The 25,815-nt window shown below is 64.7% G+C and carries 25 protein-coding genes and 6 pseudogenes; 13 read left to right on the top strand and 18 right to left on the bottom strand.

Going from position 1 to position 25,815, the window contains the following annotated elements; translation table 11 throughout:
• The first annotated feature begins 229 nt into the window (after positions 1–229).
• Positions 230–1,456, top strand: a complete 1,227-nt coding sequence (gene hmpA, locus ACWPN7_RS08075) for an NO-inducible flavohemoprotein (RefSeq protein WP_040136916.1) — start codon at positions 230–232, stop codon at positions 1,454–1,456.
• Between the two features lie 166 nt (positions 1,457–1,622).
• On the top strand, positions 1,623–1,847 hold the full coding sequence (locus ACWPN7_RS08070) for a hypothetical protein (protein WP_247874577.1): 225 nt from the start codon (positions 1,623–1,625) through the stop codon (positions 1,845–1,847).
• A 157-nt stretch (positions 1,848–2,004) separates the two neighbouring features.
• Here ACWPN7_RS08070 and ACWPN7_RS08065 read toward each other — a convergent pair whose 3' ends face one another.
• Positions 2,005–2,283 carry a DUF6522 family protein gene (locus tag ACWPN7_RS08065; protein ID WP_144243635.1) on the bottom strand — a complete coding sequence of 93 codons (279 nt, stop codon included), beginning with the start codon at positions 2,281–2,283 and terminating at the stop codon, positions 2,005–2,007.
• A 138-nt stretch (positions 2,284–2,421) separates the two neighbouring features.
• Positions 2,422–3,081, bottom strand: coding sequence for a DUF4142 domain-containing protein (locus ACWPN7_RS08060; protein WP_456531866.1), 660 nt, complete (start codon positions 3,079–3,081; stop codon positions 2,422–2,424).
• On the opposite strand from ACWPN7_RS08060, the pseudogene ACWPN7_RS08055 reads away from it, so the two are divergent.
• The 3 genes and pseudogenes from ACWPN7_RS08055 to metB all read left to right on the top strand — a co-directional run.
• A pseudogene (locus ACWPN7_RS08055) lies at positions 3,059–3,790 on the top strand (IS3 family transposase); the annotation flags it as partial. The gene ACWPN7_RS08060 and the pseudogene ACWPN7_RS08055 sit on opposite strands and share 23 nt — an antisense overlap.
• A gap of 24 nt (positions 3,791–3,814) precedes the next feature.
• Positions 3,815–4,264: pseudogene (locus tag ACWPN7_RS08050) on the top strand (cbb3-type cytochrome c oxidase subunit I); the annotation flags it as partial.
• A 71-nt stretch (positions 4,265–4,335) separates the two neighbouring features.
• On the top strand, positions 4,336–5,463 hold the full coding sequence (gene metB / locus ACWPN7_RS08045) for a cystathionine gamma-synthase (RefSeq protein WP_456531889.1): 1,128 nt from the start codon (positions 4,336–4,338) through the stop codon (positions 5,461–5,463).
• A 23-nt stretch (positions 5,464–5,486) separates the two neighbouring features.
• Here metB and ACWPN7_RS08040 read toward each other — a convergent pair.
• Together ACWPN7_RS08040 and ACWPN7_RS08035 are read right to left on the bottom strand one after the other, a co-directional pair.
• Positions 5,487–5,558, bottom strand: a pseudogene (locus tag ACWPN7_RS08040) (hypothetical protein); the annotation flags it as partial.
• The gene (locus tag ACWPN7_RS08035) at positions 5,524–5,895 is read right to left on the bottom strand and encodes a hypothetical protein (protein ID WP_459198257.1); all 372 of its coding nucleotides are present in this window, start codon (positions 5,893–5,895) and stop codon (positions 5,524–5,526) included. The pseudogene ACWPN7_RS08040 and the gene ACWPN7_RS08035, both read right to left, overlap by 35 nt.
• Positions 5,896–6,054: 159 nt before the next feature.
• Here ACWPN7_RS08035 and ACWPN7_RS08030 point away from each other — a divergent pair, with 159 nt between their 5' ends.
• Positions 6,055–7,617 (top strand): OpgD/OpgG family glucan biosynthesis protein, encoded by a 1,563-nt coding sequence (locus ACWPN7_RS08030; RefSeq protein ID WP_459198250.1) that lies wholly within the window; start codon positions 6,055–6,057, stop codon positions 7,615–7,617.
• A complete protein-coding gene (mdoH, locus tag ACWPN7_RS08025; protein ID WP_459198251.1) occupies positions 7,602–9,578 on the top strand; it encodes a glucans biosynthesis glucosyltransferase MdoH in 1,977 nt (658 codons plus the stop codon). The genes ACWPN7_RS08030 and mdoH overlap by 16 nt, the downstream gene beginning before the upstream one ends.
• A 424-nt stretch (positions 9,579–10,002) precedes the next feature.
• Here mdoH and ACWPN7_RS08020 read toward each other — a convergent pair whose 3' ends face one another.
• Both ACWPN7_RS08020 and ACWPN7_RS08015 read right to left on the bottom strand, forming a co-directional pair.
• On the bottom strand, positions 10,003–10,500 hold the full coding sequence (locus ACWPN7_RS08020) for a recombinase family protein (protein WP_459198252.1): 498 nt from the start codon (positions 10,498–10,500) through the stop codon (positions 10,003–10,005).
• 3 nt (positions 10,501–10,503) lie between these two features.
• Complete coding sequence (locus ACWPN7_RS08015) at positions 10,504–10,830, bottom strand: hypothetical protein (protein WP_492273235.1); 327 nt, start codon at positions 10,828–10,830, stop codon at positions 10,504–10,506.
• 208 nt (positions 10,831–11,038) lie between these two features.
• Here ACWPN7_RS08015 and tnpC point away from each other — a divergent pair.
• Positions 11,039–12,069 (top strand): annotated as a pseudogene (gene tnpC / locus ACWPN7_RS08010) (IS66 family transposase); the annotation flags it as partial.
• Positions 12,070–12,104: 35 nt separating this feature from the next.
• On the opposite strand, the pseudogene ACWPN7_RS08005 reads toward tnpC, so the two are convergent.
• From ACWPN7_RS08005 to ACWPN7_RS07990, 4 genes and pseudogenes are all read right to left on the bottom strand, one after another.
• Positions 12,105–12,857 (bottom strand): annotated as a pseudogene (locus ACWPN7_RS08005) (IS701 family transposase); the annotation flags it as partial.
• A gap of 160 nt (positions 12,858–13,017) precedes the next feature.
• Positions 13,018–13,599 (bottom strand): hypothetical protein, encoded by a 582-nt coding sequence (locus ACWPN7_RS08000; protein WP_137116683.1) that lies wholly within the window; start codon positions 13,597–13,599, stop codon positions 13,018–13,020.
• A gap of 72 nt (positions 13,600–13,671) precedes the next feature.
• Entirely contained in the window at positions 13,672–14,250 is a 579-nt protein-coding gene (locus ACWPN7_RS07995) for a hypothetical protein (protein ID WP_459198254.1), read from the bottom strand.
• Entirely contained in the window at positions 14,247–15,023 is a 777-nt protein-coding gene (locus ACWPN7_RS07990) for a hypothetical protein (RefSeq protein ID WP_492273234.1), read from the bottom strand. Before ACWPN7_RS07990 ends, ACWPN7_RS07995 begins: the two co-directional genes overlap by 4 nt.
• 172 nt (positions 15,024–15,195) lie before the next feature.
• On the opposite strand from ACWPN7_RS07990, the gene ACWPN7_RS07985 reads away from it, so the two are divergent.
• Positions 15,196–15,450 carry a hypothetical protein gene (locus ACWPN7_RS07985; RefSeq protein WP_459198256.1) on the top strand — a complete coding sequence of 85 codons (255 nt, stop codon included), beginning with the start codon at positions 15,196–15,198 and terminating at the stop codon, positions 15,448–15,450.
• A gap of 285 nt (positions 15,451–15,735) precedes the next feature.
• Here ACWPN7_RS07985 and ACWPN7_RS07980 read toward each other — a convergent pair.
• A pseudogene (locus ACWPN7_RS07980) lies at positions 15,736–16,568 on the bottom strand (IS5 family transposase).
• A gap of 113 nt (positions 16,569–16,681) precedes the next feature.
• On the opposite strand from ACWPN7_RS07980, the gene ACWPN7_RS07975 reads away from it, so the two are divergent.
• Positions 16,682–17,710 carry an IS110 family RNA-guided transposase gene (locus ACWPN7_RS07975; RefSeq protein WP_451991358.1) on the top strand — a complete coding sequence of 343 codons (1,029 nt, stop codon included), beginning with the start codon at positions 16,682–16,684 and terminating at the stop codon, positions 17,708–17,710.
• A 569-nt stretch (positions 17,711–18,279) separates the two neighbouring features.
• Here ACWPN7_RS07975 and ACWPN7_RS07970 read toward each other — a convergent pair.
• The 5 genes from ACWPN7_RS07970 to ACWPN7_RS07950 all read right to left on the bottom strand — a co-directional run bounded on the left by ACWPN7_RS07970 (position 18,280) and on the right by ACWPN7_RS07950 (position 22,719).
• The gene (locus tag ACWPN7_RS07970) at positions 18,280–19,701 is read right to left on the bottom strand and encodes an IS4 family transposase (RefSeq protein ID WP_492273233.1); all 1,422 of its coding nucleotides are present in this window, start codon (positions 19,699–19,701) and stop codon (positions 18,280–18,282) included.
• 26 nt (positions 19,702–19,727) lie between these two features.
• On the bottom strand, positions 19,728–20,084 hold the full coding sequence (locus tag ACWPN7_RS07965) for a hypothetical protein (protein ID WP_459198262.1): 357 nt from the start codon (positions 20,082–20,084) through the stop codon (positions 19,728–19,730).
• 176 nt (positions 20,085–20,260) lie between these two features.
• Positions 20,261–21,067 (bottom strand): alpha/beta hydrolase family protein, encoded by an 807-nt coding sequence (locus tag ACWPN7_RS07960; protein WP_459198263.1) that lies wholly within the window; start codon positions 21,065–21,067, stop codon positions 20,261–20,263.
• A complete protein-coding gene (locus ACWPN7_RS07955; RefSeq protein WP_456524495.1) occupies positions 21,051–22,229 on the bottom strand; it encodes a DUF3182 family protein in 1,179 nt (392 codons plus the stop codon). The genes ACWPN7_RS07960 and ACWPN7_RS07955 overlap by 17 nt, the downstream gene beginning before the upstream one ends.
• 247 nt (positions 22,230–22,476) lie before the next feature.
• The gene (locus ACWPN7_RS07950; RefSeq protein WP_349620512.1) at positions 22,477–22,719 is read right to left on the bottom strand and encodes an antitoxin Xre/MbcA/ParS toxin-binding domain-containing protein; all 243 of its coding nucleotides are present in this window, start codon (positions 22,717–22,719) and stop codon (positions 22,477–22,479) included.
• A gap of 343 nt (positions 22,720–23,062) precedes the next feature.
• On the opposite strand from ACWPN7_RS07950, the gene ACWPN7_RS07945 reads away from it, so the two are divergent.
• The 3 genes from ACWPN7_RS07945 to ACWPN7_RS07935 are packed head-to-tail and all read left to right on the top strand — an operon-like array spanning position 23,063 to position 24,753.
• A complete protein-coding gene (locus ACWPN7_RS07945; protein ID WP_200476124.1) occupies positions 23,063–23,779 on the top strand; it encodes an RNA polymerase sigma factor in 717 nt (238 codons plus the stop codon).
• Positions 23,780–23,828: 49 nt separating this feature from the next.
• Positions 23,829–24,242, top strand: a complete 414-nt coding sequence (locus ACWPN7_RS07940; RefSeq protein ID WP_200476123.1) for a DUF5602 domain-containing protein — start codon at positions 23,829–23,831, stop codon at positions 24,240–24,242.
• 1 nt (position 24,243) lies between these two features.
• Positions 24,244–24,753 carry a plastocyanin/azurin family copper-binding protein gene (locus tag ACWPN7_RS07935; RefSeq protein ID WP_200476122.1) on the top strand — a complete coding sequence of 170 codons (510 nt, stop codon included), beginning with the start codon at positions 24,244–24,246 and terminating at the stop codon, positions 24,751–24,753.
• Positions 24,754–25,065: 312 nt separating this feature from the next.
• Here the strand turns inward: ACWPN7_RS07935 and ACWPN7_RS07930 are convergent, their stop codons facing one another.
• Together ACWPN7_RS07930 and ACWPN7_RS07925 are read right to left on the bottom strand one after the other, a co-directional pair.
• Positions 25,066–25,245, bottom strand: a complete 180-nt coding sequence (locus ACWPN7_RS07930; RefSeq protein ID WP_349620513.1) for a VOC family protein — start codon at positions 25,243–25,245, stop codon at positions 25,066–25,068.
• Positions 25,211–25,609, bottom strand: coding sequence for an ArsR/SmtB family transcription factor (locus ACWPN7_RS07925; RefSeq protein WP_349620514.1), 399 nt, complete (start codon positions 25,607–25,609; stop codon positions 25,211–25,213). Before ACWPN7_RS07925 ends, ACWPN7_RS07930 begins: the two co-directional genes overlap by 35 nt.
• Between the last annotated feature and the right edge of the window lie 206 nt (positions 25,610–25,815).

The following is a 25,815-nucleotide window of genomic DNA, read 5'->3' as shown; positions in this document are numbered from 1 at the left end:
CCCAGGCGGTTCGTCACGCCAACAGTCCTTGGCGTGAAGAAGCGGACGAGCGCTTCGTAGACCGAAATATAGCGCATGGAAGCCGCTTCCGCAGCAGGAACTACAGCGCCATCGGCTGCCGATGCCTGTGCGATCACAACCTTTGGAGGTCGGCCCGGTTCTGGGGGAACCGCCGGAACCGGTTGAATTGGCGGAGGGTTGAATCGCCATGGCAGCACGGAGACAATTCATGGCGGAGGCTCTCAGCAACCGAACCATCGACATCGTCAAGGCCACGGTTCCCGCCCTGGAGAAAGGCGGCACCGCGGTCACCGACCGCATGTATCAGCGATTGTTCCGCACCCCGGAAATCCGTGACCTGTTCAATCAATCCCATCATGGCGAGACCGGGTCGCAGTCCAAGGCGTTGACGGCAGCGATCATCGCCTATGGCCGCAACATCGACAACCTGGGTGTGCTGGCTTCGCGGGTGGAGCGGATCACGCAGAAGCATGTCGGGCTGAACATCCTGCCCGAACATTACCCCTATGTCGCCGATGCCCTGCTGGGCGCAATCAAGGACGTGCTGGGCGACGCCGCGACCGACGAGGTCCTCGACGCCTGGGGCGAGGCCTATTGGTTTCTGGCGGACGTGCTCAAAGCGCGGGAGGCCAGCGTCTACGCCGGGCTCGCCGCGGCGCCGGGCGGATGGAACGGCTGGCGCGACTTCACGGTGGAGAGCGTGACGCCGGAGAGCGACATCATCCGCTCCTTCATCCTGGTTCCGGCAGACGAGCGCGGTGTGATCCGCCACCGCCCCGGTCAGTATCTGACCTTTGCGCTGGATGTGCCGGGAGCCGGTGTGCTGAAGCGCAACTATTCCATCTCCTCCGCTCCGGATTCCCGGTCCTACCGCATCAGCGTCAAGCGGGAGGAGGGCTTGGGCAGGCCGGCGGGGCTGGCATCCAACTGGCTGCACGATCACGCCAAGCCGGGCACGGTGCTGAAGGTGGCGCCCCCGGCCGGCGAATTCTTCCTCGACGAAGCTTCCGCCGGGCCGGTCGTGCTGCTGAGCGGTGGGGTGGGGTTGACCCCGATGATGAGCATGCTGGAGAACATTGCCGGTTCCGGCGATGGCCGGCCGACCTGGTACATCCACGGCGCCGAAAACGGCCGCGTTCACGCGATGCGCGATCATTCCCGGGCACTGGCCGCTCAGGCTCGCAACATCACGCTGCGCACCTATTACAACGCCCCTGACCCGGCCGACGTTCAGGGGCGCGACTACGATGAGCGAGGTTTCATCAGCATGGATTGGATCGTGGCCAACACCCCGACGCAGGAGGCGGCCTACTATCTGTGTGGCCCTCGACCGTTCCTGCGCGCTATGGTCGGCGGCCTCGCCGGCCGGGGCGTGCCATTGGGCAGCATCCATTACGAGTTCTTTGGCCCAGCGGACGAACTGCTTGCCGTATGAGGTTTCAGGGCGTGCGCCGATTCAGTTCAGGGCGAACGTCAAGGGCGCTGCGCATGCTGCCTTCCAATTGCCACCATGCGCCTTTGCTCTGCAGGGAGTCACTGTAATGCCTCGAAATCCACGGCGCTCCGCTTTCTTGCAGAAGCATAATCTGGTGTCATTCCTATTGACCCATCTGGCGATTGGGGTCGTGGCCGGCGTTGTCGTTTGCCTCGGCCTTCTCGCGCTGGATGTCGCCAGTCTCCGTACACTGCTCCTTGGCTCCGACTACTGGCTGATCGGTTTCATCCTGCTCTTCGGCTCGGTTTGCGGAACGTTCGGCGGTGTGGCGATGGCTGTCGCCGTGATGAATCTGGGCGACTGGTCCGATCACCCGGATCGGGATTACTGACCCACCCCTGGCATCGTCAGGGGACGACCGCCGTGAAGCCGGCGACGATCGGGTTGCCGTGTGGGGTTGAACAGAGGTCCTTGATCGACGGACCCGTCGTCCGGGCTCACGCCGCTCACATGGCCGCGCTCTTCGCGCCCTCCCATCCACCTCGACCTCATGCAACATGAAGTGCATGGCCCTGCGCGTCCAGAACCAGCACCGATTGCCGTGCCCGGTAGCGGAAGGTCACCCGCCTCCGACCATGGTCCACACCCGTTCCCTGTTCATGAACCTGATGGACCATGCCCTTCTTCAGTTTTTCCATGAAGGCGCCCGGTTCGAGGCCGAGGAGCGGCCCCACGATCGCAGCGTCAAACACGAGATCTCCAGCTCCGTCCACCTCGGCAACCTGGGTTCCGAGCAGCGCTGTAGGCTGTGGTTGCGTTTCCGTCATGTCCGCCTCGCTTGTCCTTGGAATGATGACCGGGGGGGATCATGACGTGAGGCGTTGTCGCCGTCTTTGCCCAGGGGCAAATGCACGAAAACTGCCCGGTCACCGGCGGCGCATCGTTCGCCATGGCGGCCGCCGGCCTCAACGGGCCTTGGTCGGATCGCCATACTGGACCGGCTGGCCCGTCGCCGGTGCGCTGATCCCGAAGCGGCCGGCCATCTGCCGAAGGGCGTCGCGGTCCTTCTGGATGGGCACCAGACTGGTGATCGCGAAGGTGGCAAGCTCGCGGTCCGGCGTGTTCGACGCCTCGGTCTGGTAGAGGTCGACGATGCGGTCATGAATGCGAAGCTGCGCCTCAATGTAGCCCTTGGCGAAGGCATCGCCCGACGCCCCGGACAGCGCCTTGACGGCGTCCGGCGTCATGCCCTCCTGGGCGTTCGCCGGGTTGGTCACCGCCCCGGCGGCACCGAAGGCGTCGGCGCGCTGCGGCTTCAACTGGTCGGCCGGCGGCAGGGGGCGGGCCGAGGAGAGCCGCTTCAGGGACTCACCCAAGGTGGCGTGGGTCTCCGCAATTCCTTTGGCCAGGTTCTTGAACGCGTCGTCCGCCCCCTTCTCCGCCGCGAGACGCCCGAGTTCCGCCTGCCCCTGGCTGGCCGTGGCCGCCTCCTTGAGGAAAAGCGCATCCTCGACGGGCAGGGACTGTCCCGGCTGCGGCGGCAGGCGGGGCGTGGTGTCCGGCCGGATGTTGACCTGCGCCCAGGGAGAGCCGGACACCAGGAACCGGCAATTGCTCGATGACATCCGGCGGCTTCACGCCGATCACCGCGAGCGCTATGGAGCGCCGCGCATCCATGCCGCCCTGCGGGCACAGGGCCGGACCGTCAGCCGGGGGCGTGTCGAACGCCTCATGCACCGTCATGGTCTTCGCGCCCAGCGTCCCCGGGCCTTCCGGGTCTGCACCACCGACAGCAATCACGCTCTGCCGATCGCCCCCAACCTCCTGGACCGCAACTTCACTCCCACCGCTCCGAACCAGGTCTGGCTCACCGACATCACCTACGTGCCAACCGACGAGGGCTGGCTGTACCTGGCAGTGGTGCTGGATCTGTTCAGCCGCAAGGCGATTGGGTGGGCGATGCGCGATCATCTGCGCACCGAATTGCCGCTGGCGGCGCTCACCATGGCCCTCCAGCGCCAGCGGCCGGCCCCCGGCCTTCTGCACCCTTCCGACCGCGGATGCCAATACGCCTCGGCGGCCTACCGCAAGGCCTTGAAAAGCCACGGCATTACCCCGTCGATGAGCCGCAAGGGGAACTGCTGGGACAACGCGCCGATGGAAAGCTTCTTCGGGAGCCTGAAATCGGAACTCGTCCACCATCACCGGTACGCGACCCGTGAGGACGCCAAGCGGGACCTGTTCGGCTACATCGAAGGCTACTACAATCGCCAACGCCTGCACTCGGCGATTGGCTACATCACCCCTGAGCAGGCCGAGCGACAGGCCGCATAACCCGCTGTCCACTGCTTCAGGGGAAGCTCACTGTCGCACTACACCGACTGGACGGTCGGCCATGTGCATTCCGGCGCGCTCGGCTGGGTGGCCTTCATGGTGTTCGGCTCCCTCTACCATCTCGTCCCGCGGCTCTGGGGGCGGGAGCGCCTGTACTCCGTGGGGCTGGTCAGCCTGCATTTCTGGACGGCGAGCGTGGGCATTCTGCTCTACATCGCCGCCATGTGGGTGTCGGGCATCATGCAGGGTCTGATGTGGCGCGCCTACGACACCCTTGGCTTTCTCCAATATTCGTTCGTCGAGACGGTCACGGCCACGCACCCCTTCCACGTCATCCGCGCAGCCGGTGGCGCCCTGTTTCTCGCGGGTGCGCTCATGATGGTCTACAACCCGGCGCGCACCATGCGGGGCGATGTGGCGAGCGAGCCCGGACGGACAAGCCGCGCCGCGAACCTTCGGGCGGCGGCGCGCTGACGCGGCGCCATCGGGGCGAGCTGGGAGCGGTCGAACAGCCGGACCACGGCACGCAGCAGAGGATGCCGAGCATGGACAATGAAAAATCCCCGCAGACGATCACCGCCGCCAACGGCATCGGGGGCGACGCGCAGTACGGCGCGGTGACGCCGCCGATCCACCTGTCGACCACCTACCGGTTTCCCGGCTTTGAGAAGCCCGGACCATACGACTATTCGCGAACGGCCAACCCGACGCGCGATCTGCTCGCCGATACCCTCGCCCAATTGGAGGGCGGGGCCGGTGCGGTGGTCACAGCCACCGGCATGGCCGCCGTCAGCCTGCTGCTGGCGACGCTTGACCCTGGTGACCTGGTAGTCGCTCCTCACGATTGCTACGGCGGAACCCATCGCCTGCTTTCGATGCGAGCGGCGAAGGGGCATTTCGACGTGGCGTTCGTCAATCTGAACGAGGCGGCAGGTTTCGCCGAGGCTCTTCGACACGGCCCGGCCCTCATCCTGATCGAAACCCCAAGCAATCCGCTGATGCGCATCACCGACATCGCGAAGCTGGCCGAACAAGGCAAAGCGGCGGGAGCAAAGATCGCCGTCGACAACACCTTCCTTTCGCCCGCGCTCCAGCAGCCGCTGGCGCTCGGGGCCGACTTCGTCATCCATTCAACGACCAAGTACCTCAACGGCCATTCCGACGTCGTGGGGGGAGCCGTCATCGCCGCGCACACGCAGGATCTGAACCACCTCAAGGATTGGGCGAACGCGATGGGCCTCACAGGGGCGCCCTTCGACGCGTACCTGACGTTGCGTGGCTTGAGAACGCTGTTCCCACGGCTGGAGCACCAGCAGCGCACCGCCTTTGCGGTGGCCGGTTTTCTCGATCGTCATCCGTGGGTGGAGACCGTGCATTATCCAGGCCTGCCGTCTCACCCCGGCCGCGCCATCGCGGAGCGCCAGCAACGCGGTTTCGGCGCCATGCTGAGTTTCAACATCAAAGGTGGAGCGGACGGCGCACGCCGTTTCGTGGAAGCGGTGAAGGTGTTCACGCTCGCCGAGTCACTTGGCGGCATCGAAAGCCTCGTCGCTCATCCGGCGACGATGACGCACGCGAGCATGGGGATCGAGGCGCGGCGCGCAGCGGGCATTGACGACAGCCTGTTGCGCTTGTCCATCGGATTGGAAGGGGAACGAGACTTGCTCATCTGATCGAGCAACGTGCCCAAGCGTCGCCCCAGCCGCTCGTCGGCAAAGTGGCAGCCAGCGAGTTCATTGTCGATCCAGGCGTTGGTTCCCGTGGCCATCGGCACCTCCCGAACATCGTGCGATGTCAACAGGCCGTGGATTGCCCGCGTTCGAGGTGGAGACTGCCGTCACCAGCGGTGCTGCCGGATGTGGGTAATTGAAAGGCTTACCGGAGGCGTACGTTCCCGCCAACGACATGCCCACCGAAGCGATCTTCATCGCCCGTCTGTTCGGGCTGGCTGCCTGACCAAGCTGACGCCGCCGCTCTCCGCGCCCGACATCAAACTTTGCAACGAAACCCGACGTGGAAGCATCCAGCAAAGGAGCTTCCATCATGACACGATGCCTTTCCATGCCGTCGGCACTGATCGGAAGGCGCACGCCCGAAATCAGCAACCCTGCTCTCTTTTGCCGCGCGCCCTGGGAATAACTGGATGCGCCCGCGCCTTTGTCTCTGCGAGGGGCACAACACCCGCGCCGGCCGGCCGGGAGGGCGCACACCCGAGCAGCCGTGCTGCCGAATACGGTGGGCCCGTTCAGCTGAAAGGATGCGGCGTGATCATCAAGGCCGAACCATTGCGACGCCGGAACCTGCTCATTGCGGGGCTGGCGGCCTTCGGTGCAGTTGCACTGCCGGTGCGCCGGAGCTTCGCCGAAACCGGGGCGGGCGAGCCATTCGACTACGAAATCCTATGCCGTCGGGCGCAGGAACTGGCTGGACAGCCCCATAACGATGAGACGGTGACGCTGCCTGACGGTCTGAAGGGACTCGGATATGATCAATACCGGGATATACGCTTCGTTCCGGAGCGCGCAATCTGGCGCGGCGCGCGGCGCTTCGAGGTGCAGCTCTTCCATCCGGGCTTTCTCTACGACCGCCCAGTCCGTGTGAGCATCGTGTCCGGTGGCGAGGCACGTCCGGTCGCCTACCGCCGGGAGCTGTTCTCGTTCGGCGCCAACAGGGTCGAAGGGGACCCGCCTTCCGATCTCGGCTTCGCCGGCTTCCGATTGCACTATCCGCTGCACCGGCCGGGCCCGATGGACGAGGTGATCGCCTTCCTCGGAGCGAGCTATTTCCGGATGCTCGGGCGCGATCAGAAATACGGCCTCTCAGCTCGTGGGCTCGCCATCGACACCGCCCAGCCGCGCGGCGAAGAGTTCCCCCGCTTTCGCGAATTCTGGATTGAGGAACCCGCGGCCGAAGCCGACGCCATCACTGTGCACGCGCTGCTCGACAGCCCGAGGTGCACCGGCGCCTACCGCTTCCATTTGCGGCCGGGCACCGAGACGGTGGCGGAGGTCCACTGCGCGCTCTACCCGCGCGCGGACATCGAGAAGCTGGGGCTGGCGCCGCTCACCAGCATGTTCTTCTACGGCGAGGGACGCAGCCGCCGCACCGACGACTTCCGCCCCGAAGTGCACGACAGCGATGGGCTTCAGGTCGCCACCGGCGGAGGAGAGTGGATCTGGCGCCCGCTCGCCAACCCGCGGGCGCTGCGGGTCAGCTCGTTCGCCGTGGAGAACCCCCGCGGCTTCGGGCTGTGTCAGCGCGACCGCCGGTTCGAGAACTACCAGGATCTGGAAAGCCTCTTCCACAAACGCCCCAGCCTTTGGGTCGAACCCATCGGCGCGTGGGGGAAAGGGCGTGTCGAGCTGGTCGAGATTCCCTCGGAGGAGGAGATCAACGACAACATCGTCGCTTACTGGGTACCGGAACCGCCGGTCCGCAAAGGCAATCCGCTGACCCTGTCCTACCGGCTGGTCTCGTTCCTGGACCTGGCGTGGCTGCCGCCGCTCGGCCGGGTCACCTCGACGCGCATCGGGTCGGCGCGCACCCCGGGCAACGCCGGGATGCCCCGCGAGGCCCGCCATTTCGTTGTCGACTTCGGCGGTGGGGATTTGCCTCACCTCGACGCCGAGGAGGCGTTGGACGCGGACGTCTCAGCCTCGACAGGCAGATTGCTGGCCCCCGTCGTGCTCAAGAACGCCGAAACCGGCGGCTGGCGGGTGTTCTTCGATTTCGCCCCTGACGGCAAGCCGAGCGACCTGCGCTGCCGCTTGCGTCTGCGGGGAGCGCCCCTCACTGAAACCTGGACCTACCTATGGACCCCGGCCTGAAGATCGCCGCCATGACGTCGCGTGCCGAGACCGCGCGGATCCGGCGCACATTGTACGTTTCCGCTGTGCTGGGATCGACTCTCGCGGCCAGTTGGCTGATGCTTGAGGTGCTGCGCGCCAACGGGCTGAATGTTCTGGAGGTGACGGTGCTTGCGCTGTTTACGCTCAGCTTCGCCTGGATCGCCACCTCCTTCTGGACGGCGACCGCCGGATTCCTGGTCCGTCTGATCGGCCGCGATCCCGCCGGACTGGCGGTCGATGACAGCATCCCCCTCGTCGCCCGCACCGCCATCGTCATGCCGATCTACAACGAGGAGCCTGAACGGGTGTGCGCCGGCCTCGCCGGAACCTGGCGGTCGCTGGCCGCCACCGGCGAGGCCGGGATGTTCGACATGTTCGTCCTGTCCGACACCAGGGATCCAACCAGCGCGGAAGCCGAGCGGCGGGCCATCGAGCGGCTGGTCGGGCACCTCGGCGCGGCTGGGCGGATCTTCTATCGGCGGCGGGCGCACAACACCGGACGGAAGGCCGGGAACATTGCCGACTTCGTGACGCGCTGGGGCGGCACCTACGACCACACGCTGGTGCTCGATGCCGACAGCGTGATGGCCGGCAGGACGATTGTGCGGCTGTCCCGGCTGATGCAGGCGCATCCGGACGCCGGAATCATCCAGACACTGCCGCTTCCGGCCAATGCCGAAACGCTGTTCGGACGAATGCTGCAGTTCGCCAGCCGGTTCTACGGCCCGGTGCTGGCGAGTGGTTTGGCTTGGTGGCAACTTGGGGACGGAAATTACTGGGGACACAACGCGATCATCCGCACCAAGGCCTTCGCCGCGCATTGCGGGTTGCCGCAACTGCCGGGCCGGGAGCCGCTTGGCGGGGAGATCCTCAGCCATGACTTCGTCGAGGCGGCTCTGATCCGGCGCGCCGGCTGGGGGGTATGGATCGTTCCCGACCTTGAAGGGAGTTGGGAGGAATTGCCACCGAACGCCATCGACTACGCCACACGCGACCGCCGCTGGTGCCAAGGCAACCTTCAGCACATGGCTTTGCTGGGCGCACGCGGACTGCACCCGATGTCGCGACTGCACCTGACACTGGGGGTGATGGGCTACGTCGCCTCGCCACTCTGGCTGATCCTGCTGCTGCTCGCCACCGTGGATGTGCTGAGCCTCGCGGCCTATGGGCACCCGTATTTCTTGCCGGGGCATAACCTGTTCCCCAACTGGCCGGTGTCGAAGCCGGGCGAGGTCGCCTCGCTGCTGACGGTCACCGCTCTGGCCCTGCTGGTGCCTCGCCTGTACAGCCTGCTGCTGGCCTTGTCGGACGCGGATGCGCGGCGCGGCTTCGGTGGTGTGGGGCGCCTCCTTGCCAGTGCTGCGGTCGAGCTGGTCCATTCGATGCTCCTGGCGCCGGCGATGATGCTGTTCCACACCCAGTTCATCGCCGCCACGCTGCTCGGCCGCAAGGTCGGCTGGAGCGCCCAGAGGCGCGTCGGCCGCAGCCTGACCGCCGCGGAAGCCGTCAGGCGCCATGGTGCGCACACGCTCCTCGGTCTGGGCTGGGGCGGGCTGGTCCTGGCCATGGCACCCGATTTCGCATGGTGGCTGCTGCCCGTGCTGACGGGGCTCGTCGTGTCGGTTGGACTGTCGATGATCACCAGCCGATTGGACGTGGGAGCTTGGTTCCGACGATACGGACTTCTGGTGACGCCGGAGGAAATCCTCCCGCCATTCGAGTTGCGGATGGTGCGATGGGACGCCTCCTCCGCTGCTTCCGCCGGAATCGCTCCGGAGGTCTCGTCTCAGCAGCCGGTGTCCACGAGCCCCGAGCCACGCCCGCTGATGATGCCGGTGCAGAATTTGGAGTGGTGGTCGCCGCGTGGGTTGCCTTGGCCATCGGCCGAACGTCTGCCAACGGTTCTGACCGTCATCCTTGGCCTGTTTGGATCACGCTGACGCGCGGCGAGATCGCAACACACGATTTAAGACCGTGTTCGCCGTGTGCCGACAAGCGGCCGGATTCTGGCTTGTTCTAACTTGCTCTAGCCGTCGGCACAGGCGGATGGCCCAAACGCGGGTCCCGACCGCTCTTGGGACGGCCTGCCACCAGGATAGGCCCTTTGGCTTGTTGTGCTGGCACCTTTGATCTGCGAGCGTCAACGTCGCTGCGCCATGGCCGGCGGGAGAACCGCGGAGCTCCTTGTCTTCCCCTGTCTTAGAAGCATCGATCCGTGCCGCTCCGCCATTACGTTCCCTCCTTTGCTGCCGCGCTGGTTGGTATTGGGCTGACGGTCTTCGTCTTCGGACAGGAACGGCAGCAAGCTCTGGACGTCCAACGGGCGGAATTCACCAGGCACGCCGACTCCGTCGCAGGCACGCTTCAGAGGATCCTGTCGAGCCGCGAACTCATTCCAACCGTCTTCGGCGGGCTGTTCAGCGCCGACCAGGATATCCAACGCGGGGATCTCGCGGCCCTTGCGGAGCGGGTGGCCGTGCCAGGATCGTAGACGCCGTCGCGATCGGCAATGAGACACTCCCGGTAGCCGCACACGTCGAGCAGCGGATACCAGTCGGAGCAGTTGCGGGCCAAGCGGGTCACCTCCAGCGATAGGATGATGCCGACCTCATCCAGGGTGACGCGCGACACCAGATCCTTGAAGCCCTGACGGTGGGACGCCGCAGCGCCGCTCAGGCCGAGGTCGGCATCGATGACGTCGATCTCGGCCTCCGACCAACCCAGTTCATGGGCGCGCTCGCGCAGGGCGTACTGCAGGCGCAGGCTCTCCTGGTTGGTCAGCACCTGGTGAGGCGTGGACTGGCGGACGTAGATGACCGCCTTGCGCGACAGGTGGTGTGGCTTCACGAGTTCGGAGCCCATGGCTCACCTCCCGGAGGACTGCGGCAAGTTCATCGGCGATCTGCCGGCGGAGGGCGGCTGGCAGGCTGGGCCAGACTTCGGCGGGCTTGACGGGCATGCGCCCTCGCTCTCTCCGGCCAGGGCGACCAGTTCGCGCAATCCCTCGACGCTCAGCTTGGTCGCGGCGGGCCGAAGCTCCGGAGAGAGCCGCAGGCTCGTCACCGTGATCGGAAGCTTCAACAGGATTCCCGGCCGATACTCCACGAAGGCGTAGCCGCAGGTGCGCATCGCGTTGGTGATCGTGTGCAGCCGAAAACGCCGCCCGTACAGCGGATGGCTGGGATCAACCACGCTGATTTCGTCCGGTATGGACACGTCATCGTTACGGCTAGGGATATCGCTCTGGCCCATCGTTCGAGGGCATGGACTGGCGCGCCCCGCAACGCCCGTGGCGCCCGGAAATGGCAGGGTGAGTCCCGGCCGCCACGCTCGCCGATGATCGGCGCCGGAACGGTCATCGATCCTCCTCCGGGAGCCGCCGATCGGGTAGGCTCCGGTCATGCCCGCCACCGCCGAGCCGCTGCCCACCGACATCGAGACGCTGCGCGCGATCATCGCCGCGCAGGCCGCGGAGCTGGCGGCCGAGCGTCGGTGCCGTGAGGCCAGCGAGGCCGAGTTGGCCGCCGCCAAGGCCGGCTTGGTGGCCAAGGCGTTGGAGGTGGAGAAGCTCAAGGTCCAGTTGGCCCGGCTGCGGCGCATGCAATTCGGGCGTTCCTCCGAGAGGATTGACCGCGCGATCGACCAGCTCGAACTGACGTTGGAGGACCTGGAGGCGGCAGCGGCTGCCGAAGGGATGCCGGCCGATTCCACCGGGCTGCGGGCGTCCTCGCCGGAGAGCTATGCCAAGGCCGGCCGGCGCAAGCTGCCGGAGCACCTGCCGCGCACCGAGATCGTGCACGCCCCGTTTGATGCCTGCCCATCCTGCGGCGGCGCCTTGCGCCAAGTGGGCGAGGATGTCCGCGAGGTTCGGTGCTGCACGCCGACGACACGCCGGTCCCGGTGCTCGCCCCCGGGCGCGGCACGACCAAGACGGGGCGGCTGTGGGTTTACCTGCGCAATGAGCGTCCGCACGCCGGACAGGGCCCGCCGGCGGTGCTGTACCGCTATACCCCCGACCGCAAGGGCGAGCATCCGCAACGGGAACTGGCTGGCTTCCGCGGCCACCTGCATGCCGACGGCTATGCCGGGTTCGACGCCCTGTATGAGGCTGCGGGTGGCAGCCCGCCCGCTGTCGCCGAGGTCGCCTGTATGGCTCACGTGCGTCGGAAGTTCTTCGACGAGCACGCCGAAACCAATTCGCCGCTGGCCGCCGACGCGCTGAGACGGATCGGGAGGCTGTTCGACATCGAACGTCCCCTGACCGGCCAGCCCGCCGAGGAACGCCGCCGGGTTCGCCAGGCGGAAGCCCGGCCTGTTCTCGATGAATTGGCCGCCTTCCTCGACACCGCGTTGGTGCGCATCCCCCGCAAGGGCGACTTGGCCAAGGCGATCCGCTATGCCCGCTCGCGCTGGACAGCGTTGACGCGCTTCAGAAAGCTGCGGGCGGCGACCGGCTTCTCGCTGGCGATGCCGCGCTTGCGCGGTCGTCCGCGCGTCGCCACCGGCCATGTTTCCCGAACGGCCATGCCATAGACCGATTGGTTGCTTTGCACGCCGACGACCCAGGTCATGTGACGGTCGCTCCGCCCTTTGCGGAACGCCGCGCCATTGCCATAGCCGGCATCAGCGAGCACGGTGCCGAAACGCACGCCCAAGCCGCCCAGGCGGTCCAGTTCCGTCAAAGCGATGGCCGGCTTGGTCCGCGTACACGCCCACTCCTCCGGGACGCCGGCGCGCCGGCACCGCAGGGCGTCGCCCGCCCAGTCGTCCGGCAGGAACAGGCGCAAGGCGACGGGGACGGGCACCTCGGCGCGCGCCAGGGTCAGGGAAACCAGCGCTTGGCAGGTGGCCTGCTTGCCCAGAGCCCCACAATACTGGTGGGCAACGCCGACCGAGCGCTCGCCCTTCTTGGGCAGCGCGACATCGTCGATGATCAGCACGGCGTCCGGGCCGCCGACCAGGGCATCGGCCTTGGCGGCCAGAACCGTTTCCAGCGCGGCGCTGTCCCAGGCGCGGCTGGCGATGAAGTTGTGGAGCTGGTCGTAGTCGTCCGGCGTCAGGTCGGCCGCCATTGGCTGGATGCTCTTGCGCTCCGTCCGCCCGAACAGTCCCCGGAGGTAGATCGGTGCCCAGCGCCGCCGCGCCGCGTGCCCCAACACCTCCAGAAAAGGCTCCAGCCAGTCCGAAAGCTCGGCTTCCCAGCTTCGCACCTCCAACATGAACGCCTCCAGCCGAACTTTGCGGTTCAGCCCGAGAACAGGCGCAACTTCGCTCCGTTACCCAGAAAATGCCAAAGTAGTGTTAGAAGGGTTCTGACGAGCAGAAAACTTCAGCAGCTTTAAAAACATAGGGGCGGAGAATTCCGCCCCTATGGCATTTCTACTGGATCGCCGCAGCCTTAATAGCGTCCAGCATCGACTCCCAATTGGCCAACGTGTCAGATGCCGAGGAGTCAGGTGAGACAGTCTGCTTGCCGTTCCGCTGACTGTAATAATGCCACTGGTCCCTCTGGCCGGGCTTGCTCTGTACCGTGAGTGCAAGCACGTCATAATCGTTGGACGGCTGGAAAGCCCCAGGATTATCAACAATTTTCTCTTCCACGGCCGGGTAGATATTTTTCCTTTCCACCCACCTGCGCATGTTCGCGTAGTCCCAATACCAACTGTCGTTCGCCGGCACCGCCTCTACGTCAGCCACGGTGGCGTTCGGCGCGCCGGCCTGAGCGACGGCCAAACGGTTTGCATAATACCCTGACCGACTGGGAATGGCGACAAGGAGCCGCCTAGTCGTGACCGGCTTGGTCAGCGGTTTGATGTTGCTCATGTCATTTTCTCTATCCGCAACAAAAACGCGCTGAAACTCCTCCTTGCTCAGGTTCTTTTTGTCCTTGTACCAGTATGTCGTCTGGTTGCATCCCGCGACCAAGAGGATTGACACGGCCAGCACAGCAACCTTTTTCATCACATCTTATCCTTATCGATTGATCAGAATATGGACGGCGGTACAAAGATGACGAATGGCGTCAAGCCTGAGTCACTGCATGGCCGCCGTCTTGACCGCGTCCAGCATGGAATCCCAGCGGTCAAACAACTCAACCACGCCGTTGTCGCCTTGGATGGCTCGCTTGCCATTCTTGGCGCTGTGGAAATACCATTGATCACGCGCCCCCAGCTTCGGTGTGAGCGTCATGATAAGGACATCGCTCTGATCGGCCGGCAGAATCGATGTCGGCACATCCACCACCTTTACTTCGATCGCGGGGTAAATTTTTTTCGTCTCGATCCACTTTGGCAGGTTGATGTATTCGGAATATCCGGTGGCAAACCCCGGGTTTGCGTCGATCGCGGCCATCGTCAGGTTTGGCGTCCCCTCCCGAAGAACCCTGAGATGGTTCTCCATGAAGTACGTGCGCGACGGAACCACCACGACGAGGTTTTTATCCGTCACAGGCCGATTGAGGGGCTTAATCTGAGAAGTGTAGGCATCTTGGTCGGCAACCATGACCCCAACGACTTCGTTCGTACTCGTGTATGACTTTCCTTTGTAATTCCATGTGTTCTGACATGCAACCAGAGCGGTGCAGGCAAAAAATAATGCGGTGAACTTCTTCATCGAATGATTTCTCCTTCGGCATCGATACAATTCTGAGCGCTTGTCGAAACGACTCCGGCAGTTCCAATCCGGCAGCGCACCTCTGCGTCTTTTGAATTTTGGATGGTTTCTGCTTCCTTATGCTTTACCTGGAAGCTTCCAGGCGCCGATGTAACGCTTGACGCTTTTCGGGTGACGATCTCATTTCCGCTCCCCGTCGCTGGAGCAGGTGTCGCCAAATATCGTGCGCGGAACACCACAACCTCGGTGTCACACGTGCTCTGTGTGGTCATGGTGAGAGCTGGTAGGGTGACGCAGACTCCTACCGGCTGGCGGAACGGTTGATCACTAATCTGCTCGATCTGGCTGACGTTGCCAGCCAAGTCCCTCACGACGTACCGGATTCGAAATCTGCGCTGCGCCGGTTGGTCCATGGCGCTGCCGATGATCGCGCCCAGGAGAGACGAGGTCACATGATCCCGCGCGGAGTAACTGGGAGTTGATCCTTTGAACGCGCGGTCGATGTAGGTTGCTGAGCCGTAAGCCTCGCCAATTGCGGCTCCCGCCGACGTGCTTGGCGTAGATTCGTCAACAACCTGTGCGTCGATGAGGACGCCAAACTGGCTACCCGCGGCCACGTCTACGAAGTATGTATCGCTGATTTTTGTTCGTTCTGCCGGTGTCAAGGCGCTCCAGATTCTCTCGTTTGTCCTGAGCATCTCCTTGGCGTTCAAGGGCGATGTAGGCGTGGCGAGAACTCCAACGAGCAACATAACCCTTACTGCTACGTGCATGGCCTCTCGCTCCTTCCTCCCGCGAAACGTAGCCCAGGCCCGCAAAAGCATCCACTATAAGTTTTGCACAAAACGGAAATTCGACAAACAAGTGTGCCCGCGGAGGAATTGTATTATGCCAGCAGATAGTAGCGTAAGCGTCGTCTTTGGGCTGCCTTGTGGGAGCAGTGTATTGCGTGCTGAAAGCTGGGCGTCGGCGATTCCGGAATGCGTGGCCGGCTTGGCATCATGGCAAGCAGCGTGGTTTGCACTGTGGCAGTTCAAGCTGTTGTCCTTGCTGCTCGGTCAGACGTGCCAAGAATGGCGTGAGACTACGGCCATCATCGGCCGCTTGGCGTTCGAGACGCTGGTCAACATCCGCTTCCTGATCGCGAACTTCAGCCCAGAGCTTGGTCGAGTCTTACATCCGCCACTCGCTGCGGAATGAGCGAGAGCTGTGGGATGAAATCCAGGCGAACATTGCCCAGCGCGGAGGCGACGTGCTGCCGATCGAGACGCGCATGCTCGCACCGAAAACGCGGAAGGACCAGTTTGCCAAGACGCCCGACACCCAATAGGGCAAGTGCCAGCGAGCAACGGCGAACGACTCGCAACCGGCACAGAGCGTCGGGGTGCGAGAGGCGTAGTTCGGCGTCAGGCGGCGACTCCAACGGACCACCGCCTCTGTGCCGGCCTCATGGTGGCAAGCCATCTGAGAGTCTGTCCTGAAAGATTATTTCCGAGCGAGGCGGCGGAGCATGAGACGGATCATGGCGATGCGGATGAAGGCGACGGAGGTGCGGAGGTACTGCTCGTAATGGCGTACGAGGCGGCGGCACCGCGTGAGCCATGACAGCGTTCGTTCGCCCAGCCCCCGCTTCGGGAGCACGACAAAGCCCTTGGCCTGATCGGAGCGCTTGACGATCTCCAGCCGCCAATCGCCGGCGTCGCTCACCTTGGCGGCCGCGACGTCCCCTTGGTAGCCGCCGTCGGCGAAGATCACTCGGATGAAGGGGAACAGTGCGCGGGTGGCCTTGTCCAGGACCAGGGCGGTGCCGTCGCGATCCTGGATGTCGGCACGATGAACCGCGACGTTCAGGAGCAGGCCTAGCGTATCGACGAGGATGTGGTACTTGACGCCCTTGATCGTCTTGCCCGCGTCGTAGCCGACCGGGTCCGCCGCACACCCCCCTTTTCCGCCGCGCGGACGCTCTGCTGTCCAGCACAGCGACGGTCGGGCTGGCCTCGCGGCCTTCCTGCTCGCGGACCCGCTGGTAGAGGTCATGGTGGATGCGCTCCAACGTCCCCTCCCAGGCCCACAGGTGCAGATAACCGTGCACCGTGCTGCGCGGCGGCAAGTCCTGGCAGGTGGCGCCACTGGCAACCCGTCTCCAGCACGTACAGCACGCCGTTCAGCACCGCCCGAAGATCGACGCTGCGGTGCCGCCCACCACGCCGCGCCGGCGGGATGAGCGGCTCGACGAGCCGCCATTCCTCATCGCTCAGGTCGCTCGGGTAGCGCAGCCCGCTGCGATCATGGCGCTCTCGGTTCTCCGGCGTCCACATCCTCACCTCCTTCTTGGAGGTGACTTTGATGGTGTGGACGACCGCTGCCCCTCGGCATCTGAGTGCCATAAGGTGGTCGGTGTCGTGTCGCCACATACGGGAGGGCCGTCCACATGAGCATTGTCACCGTCGGTCTCGATCTTGCCAAGCAGGTCTTCCAGGTTCATGGGGTCGATGAGGCTGGTCGGGTGGTGATCCGCCGCCAACTGCGACGGGATGCTGTGGAGGGGTTTTTTCGGGAGTTGCCACCTTGCCTGGTGGGAATGGAGGCCTGTGCCACGGCTCATCATTGGGCCCGGCGGATACTGGCCTTCGGTCATCGGGTCCGGCTGATCCCGCCGCCGCGCGTCAAAGCTTACGTGCAGCGTGGGCGGAAGAACGATGCCACCGATGCGGCGGCCATTGCCGAGGCGGTGACGCGTCCGCAGATGGCCTTTGTTCCGGTAAAGAGTGAAGATCAGCAGGCCGTCCTGATGCTGCACCGTACCCGCGACCTCCTGGTCCGCCAACGAACCATGCTGATCAACGGCTTTCGCGCCCACTTGGCGGAATTTGGCATCGTCGTGGCCCAGGGACGAAAGAACGCCAGCGCATTGATGGCGGGGCTGGACGAACAAGCTCTCCCCGAGCTGGCCCGTACCGCGTTGCGAGAACTTGTTGGGCAAATCGAGAATTGCGACAGCCGCATCGAGAGTTTGGAGAAGCAGATCGTTTCCTGGCACAAGACCAACGTGAGGAGCCGGAAGCTTGCCACCATTCCTGGCATTGGCCCGATCACAGCATCGGTTCTGGCCGCAACCATCACCGACCCGACGGCCTTCAAAACAGGACGCCACTTAGCGGCTTGGCTGGGCTTGGTGCCAGGGCAGAACTCCAGCGGGGGCAAGGACAGGCTAGGCCGGATCACCAAGACCGGCGACCGCTCGATCCGTCGGCTCCTGGTCATCGGCGCCACCAGCGTGATTCGTTTCGCTCGGACCAAAGCACCAGGAGACGCTGAATGGCTGAAGCGGATGCTCGACCGCAAGCCTGTCCGGCTCGTCACGGTAGCGCTTGCTAACAAGATGGCTCGCATCGCGTGGGCGGTGCTGACCAGCGGCGAGGATTACCGAAGCTCCCGCACCGCTACTGCGGTAGCGTGAGATCTTGATACTGGAACGGGCGCCGTGGATAAGTCGCCCGCCTACGCTGGCGCTGGAGAGCGCTTCGGCGGGCGACTTATCCACCGCTTATCTTCTCGATCGCTGAGTCAGGTGATCTCGTCTAACAAATTCGCGAACAAGTATGTGTGAGGGTGAACAGTGAATTGATGGCGATACGGTTCGAGCCGAGGATCAGAAAAGCCCGGGTGATTCAATGCGTTCCAAACGCGCAACTTTGATTGGGACCTGATCCGCGAATCTCATCATGGCCCGCGGTCAATAGCGCCGCACCTCTAGAGGCCGGACGCATGACCGCATCCGACCACTTCGCTAATTACTTCACTTTTCTTCTTGCACAGAGGCGGTCGTCCACACATGAATCACAACCGATTCATCCGATTCAACTTCTTCTCGGACGGGCTCTCAGAGCCTGTTTGAGAACTAGTGCAGAACACAATATACAGTAGGTGGACTGAGGTTATTTCCCCTACATGCTGCGGATTTTCTGCATTCTCAAACAGGCTCTCAGACGCCGGACCCTACTTTGCCAAGGTGGCGCTCACCGACTTTCAATTACCCACAAGCTGCGGCGCGATCTCCGAACCCAATGCAATGTCGATCAGGCGAGACATGCCTCGCCACATGACAGTGTTTCCCGGTGGTGGATCACCGCCGCGAGCGAGATAGCTGCCGAGCTTGGCGACTTTGGTGAGATAGATGCCCAGGGTGTTGCTGCCGGGCGTGGTTGGAGCCTTGTTCGGGATCAGGAAAATGAGGATCTTCTGCTCGCGCTCGGTGAAGACGATCCCTGCGTCAATGTCCGGCGCCGATCGGTTGATCATCGTTAGCCAGAAGACCCGCCAACTCACCAAGCAGTAGACGGCGATCAACTTCACCAAACGGTCGGCGCTTCGCAGGCGCGCCTCTTCCGCCTTACAGCCTGACTTCAGGATTTTGTGAAACAACTCGATCTTCCACCTCACCGAATACCAACGGAGCTTCTCAATGGCGTCCTCGTTCGAGAGGACGGGCAGATCGGTGAGGAGCTTCCAATCAATGCGCGGCCGGTCGGCGGGCGCGTCACGTTCTCGGGCACGCAGGACCGTCAGGGAGAGGGCCGGATAGCGTTTCTGCTTTCCGACCGGCGGCAAAATCCGCAGGCTACGGTAGGTCAGTTCGACCTTCGCCGTGTCGAGGTGACCTTTGCCATCTCGGACAGCAACGGCATGCACGCCTTGGACGGCGACCTCATCCATCACGGCGTCGACGGTCGTATCGCCACCAAGGGCGAGCCGATCGACGCAGGTTCGCACCAGGAAATGCGTGCCCATCTTCTGAGCCAGGCAAAACAGCTCGTAGATGTCGCTTTCGCGATCGCCGACGTGGATGCAGCGTCCCGGATCACCGAACAGTTCCGTGGTCCGGCGCAGGTTCTCCAGCCAGCGGACACTCTCCTTCTGCTCGATGGGAACCCGCGTTGGGTTGATCCTTCTCTTGAGGGCGGCGGTTCCCTTGAACTTGCTCCGGGTCCAGAACTTGACCGCGCCGAGCCCAAGGGGCAGACCCTCGGTCGTGACCGCCAAACTGGCGTGCATCAACAGCCCACACACGGTGTGCATGCGGAACCGGCCCTCCTCGTCCTGACCACTGTTGACCCGGACGGTCTGGCCGATCTTCTCGGGATGCTCACGCTGGAAGGAGAACTCCGTGGTGTCCTGAATGGCCAGGATGGGGCCGGAGGCCGCGGCGACCCGCTGGCGCGTCGAATCGAAGTGGCCGGAGAGGATGTCCGCGTCGCTCACCCGCTCGTTGGCGAAGAACCGGTAGGCCGCCTTGGTGTTGGCCCAGTCCTGGCAGGCCAGGGGAATGCTGTCGCCCATCGCCCCGGCCATCTGATCGAGCAACGTGCCCAAGCGTCGCCCCAGCCGCTCGTCGGCAAAGTGGCAGCCAGCGAGTTCATTGTCGATCCAGGCGTTGGTTCCCGTGGCCATCGGCACCTCCCGAACATCGTGCGATGTCAACAGGCCGTGGATTGCCCGCGTTCGAGGTGGAGACTGCCGTCACCAGCGGTGCTGCCGGATGTGGGTAATTGAAAGGTGGGCAGGCGGGCGAAGGCAAGGCGCCCGCCGGCATTCGCCTCGCGAGCCTCTTCCGCGTCCTCGCGCGGCGCGACGTTGTGGTAGATGATCGTTCCGGCGGGCGCGTCGTTCAGTCCGAGCTGGGCGATACAGAAGCCGGCGGCGAGGGTGGCGAACGGGGGCACCGGGGTTAGGATCGGCTCGGCATCCGGCAGGTGGAGCTTGATGCGCTGCACGACTTCCGCGAAGGCCAGATCGCCTGCGGGGCCATAATCGGCAATGATGTGCACGAGCATAGAGAGGTCCCTTCGCTTCGGTTTCCTGGTTCCACTCCGTCAACAGCGTTTCCATCGACCGAAGCACTCCCAGGGCCGACGCCTTACTGAGACCTTGATTGGCGACCACTTTTCGCCAAAAGCGATCGACACCGATGTGGCGGAAGGGGAAGGGGGAGCATGTCGGCAGGCGGGCACTATGCCTGGCTCGGCTTCCGCCGGCGCGGCATGGGCTGGCGGTGTGTGTGCACCGCCGACGCACCGCCTCCCTCCCGGGCGCCCAGCACCATCTCCGCTGCCCAGGTAACGAGGAGTGAGGTGTAAGCCTCCTGCCACGCCTCGTCCGTCAAGCCGTGGTCCGCGCCTTCGATCATCCGGTAAGTCAGGGACCGCGCCCGCTCAAACGCCTTGCGGTAGTTGATGATGACCGGATGCGGCACGATGTCGTCATGCTCGGACTGGACGATGAGCACATCACCGGCGAACGCCGCGCAGGCTTTCAGCGCCCGGTTCTCCGACGCGCGCACCTCGCCACGGCGGTAGGTCGCCAGTTCGTCACGGTCGAGCCGCCGCTTCGGCACGTGCCAGTCCTCGTCCTTGTAGAGCGCCGGCACCCGCAGCGCGAGCCAACGGACCGGACGCAACGAACTGAGGATCGTCGCCAGATAGCCGCCGTAGCTGCTGCCCACCACGGCGATGTTGTCCGGATCGACACCCTGCTGGCTGGCCAAAACGTCGTAGGCGGCGATGACGTCGCGCAGGTTGTCCTCGCGCGTGACGGTCTCGAACTGTGAATCGGTGCGCGCGTGCCCGCGCAGATCGAAGGTCAGGCACACGCAGCCGAGCGCCGCGATCTCGCGCGCCCGCGCCAGATATTGCTCCTGGCTGCCGCTCCAGCCGTGGATGAACAGGAAGCCCGGAATGGCCGCCGCCGGGGTGACCAACGTCCCGGCGATGCGTTGGTCGTCCACCGCGATGTCGATGCCCTCATCCCTCGTCGCCATGAGCGTCTCCCACTCCCAACCGTTCAGCCATCACGTATTTGCTGATGAAGCCCACCCGCTCGTCCCGACCGCGGAAATACACGGTCGCATCCGGAGGCGGCGCCGCATCGGCGCCATAGGTCTCGACGCTGGCGACGCGCGCGGCCTTCAGGTCCAGGTCGGCCCGGAACGCCTCCAAAGCCGCGATTTCCGCGCCGCTGGCCCCGCCGACGCGCCAGGACTGTTCGAGCACTCCGGAACACCGCCGGCCGTGAACGTCCACCCCCTGGACGACGTCGTAGTTGCGGCGCGAGGCGAAAAAAGTGGGAAAACACGCGGTCGCGGCGGCGTCATAGACGCAGGCCTGTTGCACCGCGAGCCGGACCGGTTGCGGCAGGGCGAGGCCGAGCAGGGTGTCAAAACCGCCCCTCCAGACCGTAAGGTCGGAGCCGCCGTAGACCGCCGCGCCGTTGTTGTCCACGGTCAGGCGTTGCACGCCGTAATAGGTTGCCACAAGATTTGCCACGCGCACCTGACCGACGCTGAGCGTCGTGGCGTCGCCGAGATGCTCCTCCAGCACGATGCCGTGCCGGGACAAGTCCGCGGGGTCGATGGCGGCCAGAGCGGCCGTCAGTTCGACGTCATTGCCCACGACGGCCTGTCCGCGGCCGCCGGTTTCCTGGACGGGCTTGACGCGCACCGCCCCACCATTCAAGAGGTGCCGACCCGCGACAAGCGCGTCGCCGTGGCTGAACGCGGTGAATCCCGGCAGGACGACCCGACGGACCCGCTGGCCCATCTCCGCCGACCAGCCGGCTGGGGCGCAGGCGTCGCACCGGACGAGCGGGTGCGTGATCGCCTTGGTCGCAGCGAAGGGGTGAGGCACGACACCGCCGAACAGGTCATGCTCGCTCCGGATGCCGAGCGCGCTTGCCGCGTCGGTCCCCACGAGGGTGAAAGCCGGCAGGAGATAGACCGGATCGGCGTAACGCCGGTGCGGGTCGAATTCCCCGGCGGCATCGGCCCCTTTGAGCGCAGCAAGCCGTCGCGCGATTTCCAAATGGGTGGCCCGCTCGTGGCTGTGCGCATAGCCTCCTACGCCCGGCCAATACAGGACAAGGCCCCGGCGCGGAAGCGGACCAGCCTGCGTGCTGGGTGATCCAAGCGCGGTCGGCCGTGTCATCCTGCCCTCATGCGCTGCCCGGTAACCCATCCTCCGCGCCGCGGAGGCCTTCTCCAGTCGCCGGCCTTCCTGCGATAACCATGTCGTCCCCATCCGCGTTGCGGGAGGATTGCGTCCGTGGACGGAACGTTTGGGCAGCGGACAGGGTCTCTTTCGGCAGACTCCATCCGCTTCGTCTCTGGGGTGCGTTTCTTCCGTGATCAGAAGCCGTCGCTAACGTTGCACAAGGGAACCCAGCCGGACATCCTTATCGCTTGGCAGCAGTGCGATGACCCCGCAGGATGTCTTGGACACGCCTGACGCCTTCGTCACCCTCGGTGAGGAGGAGGGCCATGGGTCGGCGACTTTCGAGCTGCGGGTGCGGTCGCACCAGGAAATCACGAGCCTTGTAGTCGTCGCCGAAGACTTCTCGGGCCGTTGCACGAATGCGATCAAAGCGTGCCCTGGCGTCCGGGGGCAGAAAATCATCGGGAGTCATCTCGTCGCCCATTGGTCCCTCGGTCGGTAAGCGCACCCAGCGATAAAGGTAACAGTGCGAAGCCGAGGCGGTTGCTCGGGCGCGGCCATCCGGAATGCCGTTGAGCCGTCTTGAGGCACCTCTTGGCTGACGGCAGTGGGGTGAAGGGCCATCGCCCCTGGTGCCTTGGGTCCACGCTGCGCTGATCCGAGCGATCCACTCAGAGCCGACCGCGACCAGAGCCATGTCGCAAATGGGACGCCGGCTTCGGAGCCGGCGGCTTGCCACTTCGCCTCCTATCCGGAATGGGCACTCCGTCTGCGCGGGAACCTGATCGTCACGTCGTGGATCAAATCCACAAGACAGGGAGCGCGGTATGGACCAGGCAAACGCCATCGGGCGGCACACGGTGTACAGCGACCTCGAACTGGCCGGAATGATCCGGCGCGGTAACGCCAACGCCTTCCGCATTCTGATGCAGCGGCACAACCAGCGGCTCTTCCGCATGGCCCGCAGTGTGCTGCGCGATCCCGCCGAGGCCGAGGATGCCGTGCAGGACGCCTACATTCTGGCCTTCACGCGCATCGGCCAGTTTCGCGAGGATTCCAGCTTGGCGACTTGGCTGGGCCGCATCGTCCTCAACGAGGCGCTGCGGCGGCTGCGGCAGAGAAGGCCCATGACCGCGTTGGACGAGGGCGGCGCTGACGGCCAAACGGCGGGCGCCGCGGTGATCCCCTTCCCAGGGAGCCAACAGCCTGTCGCGACGCCCGAGGAGAACGCCGCCCGCGCCGAGACGCGGCGCCTGCTGGAGCGTGCCATCGATGCGCTTCCGGACCCGTTCCGCATCGTCTTCGTGCTGCGTGAGATTGAGCAGATGAGCGTCGAGGAGACGGCCGTTGCCCTCGGCATCCCGCCCGATACCGTGAAAACCCGCCTGCATCGCGCCCGCCGCCTGCTCGGCCACAGCCTGCGGCAGCAGCTCGCGCCCGACTTGGCTGGCGTGTTCCCGTTTGCCGGCGAGCGTTGCGCACGCATCGTCGCCCGGGTGCTCGACCGCCTGGGCCTGCCAGCACCGCCGCCCGACGGCGAGTGACACCTATCGGTCCGACCCGGCGTCGGGCCCTCATCAAGGGAGGACAAACATGCTGATCCGCACCATCCTGGTCGTCGGAGCCTTCGCCATGGCTACCGTACCCGCACAGGCGCAAAGCCTGGACAAGGCTCCGCCCGGCGGCGCTTACAAGAAGGTCAGCGAACTGGTGAAGCTGCCCGACTTCCTGCCGGGCATGGGCACGCTCTATGTCGACCCGAAGACGCTGCCGGTCGGCCCCTTCCTGGCCTACGACCGCGACGGGCGGCTGGCCAGCACCATTTACATGGTTCCGGTCGAGGACCTCCAGGCGCAGAAGAAGCTCGACGACCTGAAGACCGCCGGCGGCAAGGTCGATCATGTCGACATGTACTTCAACGCCGGCCATCCGGGCGTGGAGAAGCCACATTACCACGTCGTCCTCTGGCATATCGCCGAGGCCGACGAGGCGCGTGTGGCGAAGTAACATGATCACGCGACGCACCGTGCTGCAGGCCGGCGGCTGGGCCGCCGGCCTGGCGCTGCTCGGCCCGCTTCCACCAGCAGGGGCCGAAGGGGCTGTGGAGATTCACATGCGCGGCAACGCCGACGGCTCGAAGGTGTGGTTCGATCCAATCGGCGTGCTGGTCGAGCCCGGCCAGACGATCCGCTGGATCAACGTCGATCCCGGTAACTCGCACACCAGCACCGCCTACCACCCGGTGAACGACGGCCACCCGTTGCGCATCCCGGAAGGGGCGGCGGCGTGGCACTCCGACTATTTGCTGCCGGACCAGAGCTTTGAGCTGCGCCTCATTGTGGGGGGCGTCTACGACTATTTCTGCCTTCCGCACGAGGAAGCCGGCATGGTCGGGCGCCTCGTCGTCGGCCGTCCGCAAGGCGGCCCGGCCGCGGCCACGCTGCCGGAACCGGCGCGGCGGCTGCTCCCGTCGGTGGAGGAGATCGTCCGCCGCGGAGTCGTGCGCATCGACCGATAAGGCAGAGCCTTCAACCGGCGCTCTTCGCGCCCGACATCAAACTTTGCAACGGAACCAACAGGGCGGTCTCGACCACGGTCAGGTCGTTGCTCAAATCACACCGCGTGCTGTGGTGGGGTGTGAACTCACCCCTTGTGCACCATAGGCCCAATTATCGTGCACGGGTCTGGCAACGGCCGGGCGGCCGGCAGCATGGACAAACGGCGGCGCGTGCCTCCGGAGGGCAGACCTGCGGCCAAGCCCCAATCAAGGTTATTGGGATCGCCGGTAAAGGTTATTGAGGTCGAGGGTGCGGCGGCGACACGCGCCAGTTCACGTTATTGCGACCAGGTTTCGGGCCGAAAAGGCTTCAGTAAAGGTTATTTCGCTGGCCGACATCCACTTGGCGCAGTCGTCTTTGAGAACGGTCGGTTCGGCGGCGAACAGGGTCGCGTAGAAGCGGACGGATTGCTGGAGATCAGCAACCGCGACGTGAACGTGCAGGCGTTTCATGACCGGGTTCTCCCTGGTCTTCGGTGTTGACCGCCTCCGGAGGCGGCGCACAGACCGGTGCGCGGGCGGCGGTGTTCGCCGGGCGGCCGCAGCAGTTCTCGGACAGGAAGCCGAGGACCGCGGTCATCCGATCGTAGTCGGCGGAGTAGATGAGCGAGCGGCTCTCGCGCCGCTGCACGATCAGCCCGGCGTGGGTGAGGTTGGACAGGTGGAAGGACAGCGTCGCGGGTGCCACGCCGAGCGCCTCGGCGATGGCCCCGGCGGAATGGCCCTCGGGGCCGGCCTGCACCAGCAGGCGGAAGATGTCCAGCCGCGTCTCCTGCGACAGCGCCGTCAGCGCGGACAGAACCGCCTTCTTCTCCATTGGGCTTTCTCCAGCACAGCGGAATAGACCCGGCAGCGGAACCAATTCCATATTTCCATAAATATGGAATATTCGAAGGCACTCCACGTGTCAAGGCATACGGAAAAGACGCCGCCAACGCACCATCTCAGCCGGTCATTGGCATAACCGCCTTACCAGGAAATTGGGGCTGCGCCAAACCTGGGGCGGCTTAACCGTTTCTCCAT

This window comes from Azospirillum sp. UENF 312511 (assembly GCF_058780635.1).
The sequence above is the reverse complement of the archived record's forward strand: the minus strand, read 5'-3'. Positions and strand labels throughout refer to the sequence as shown.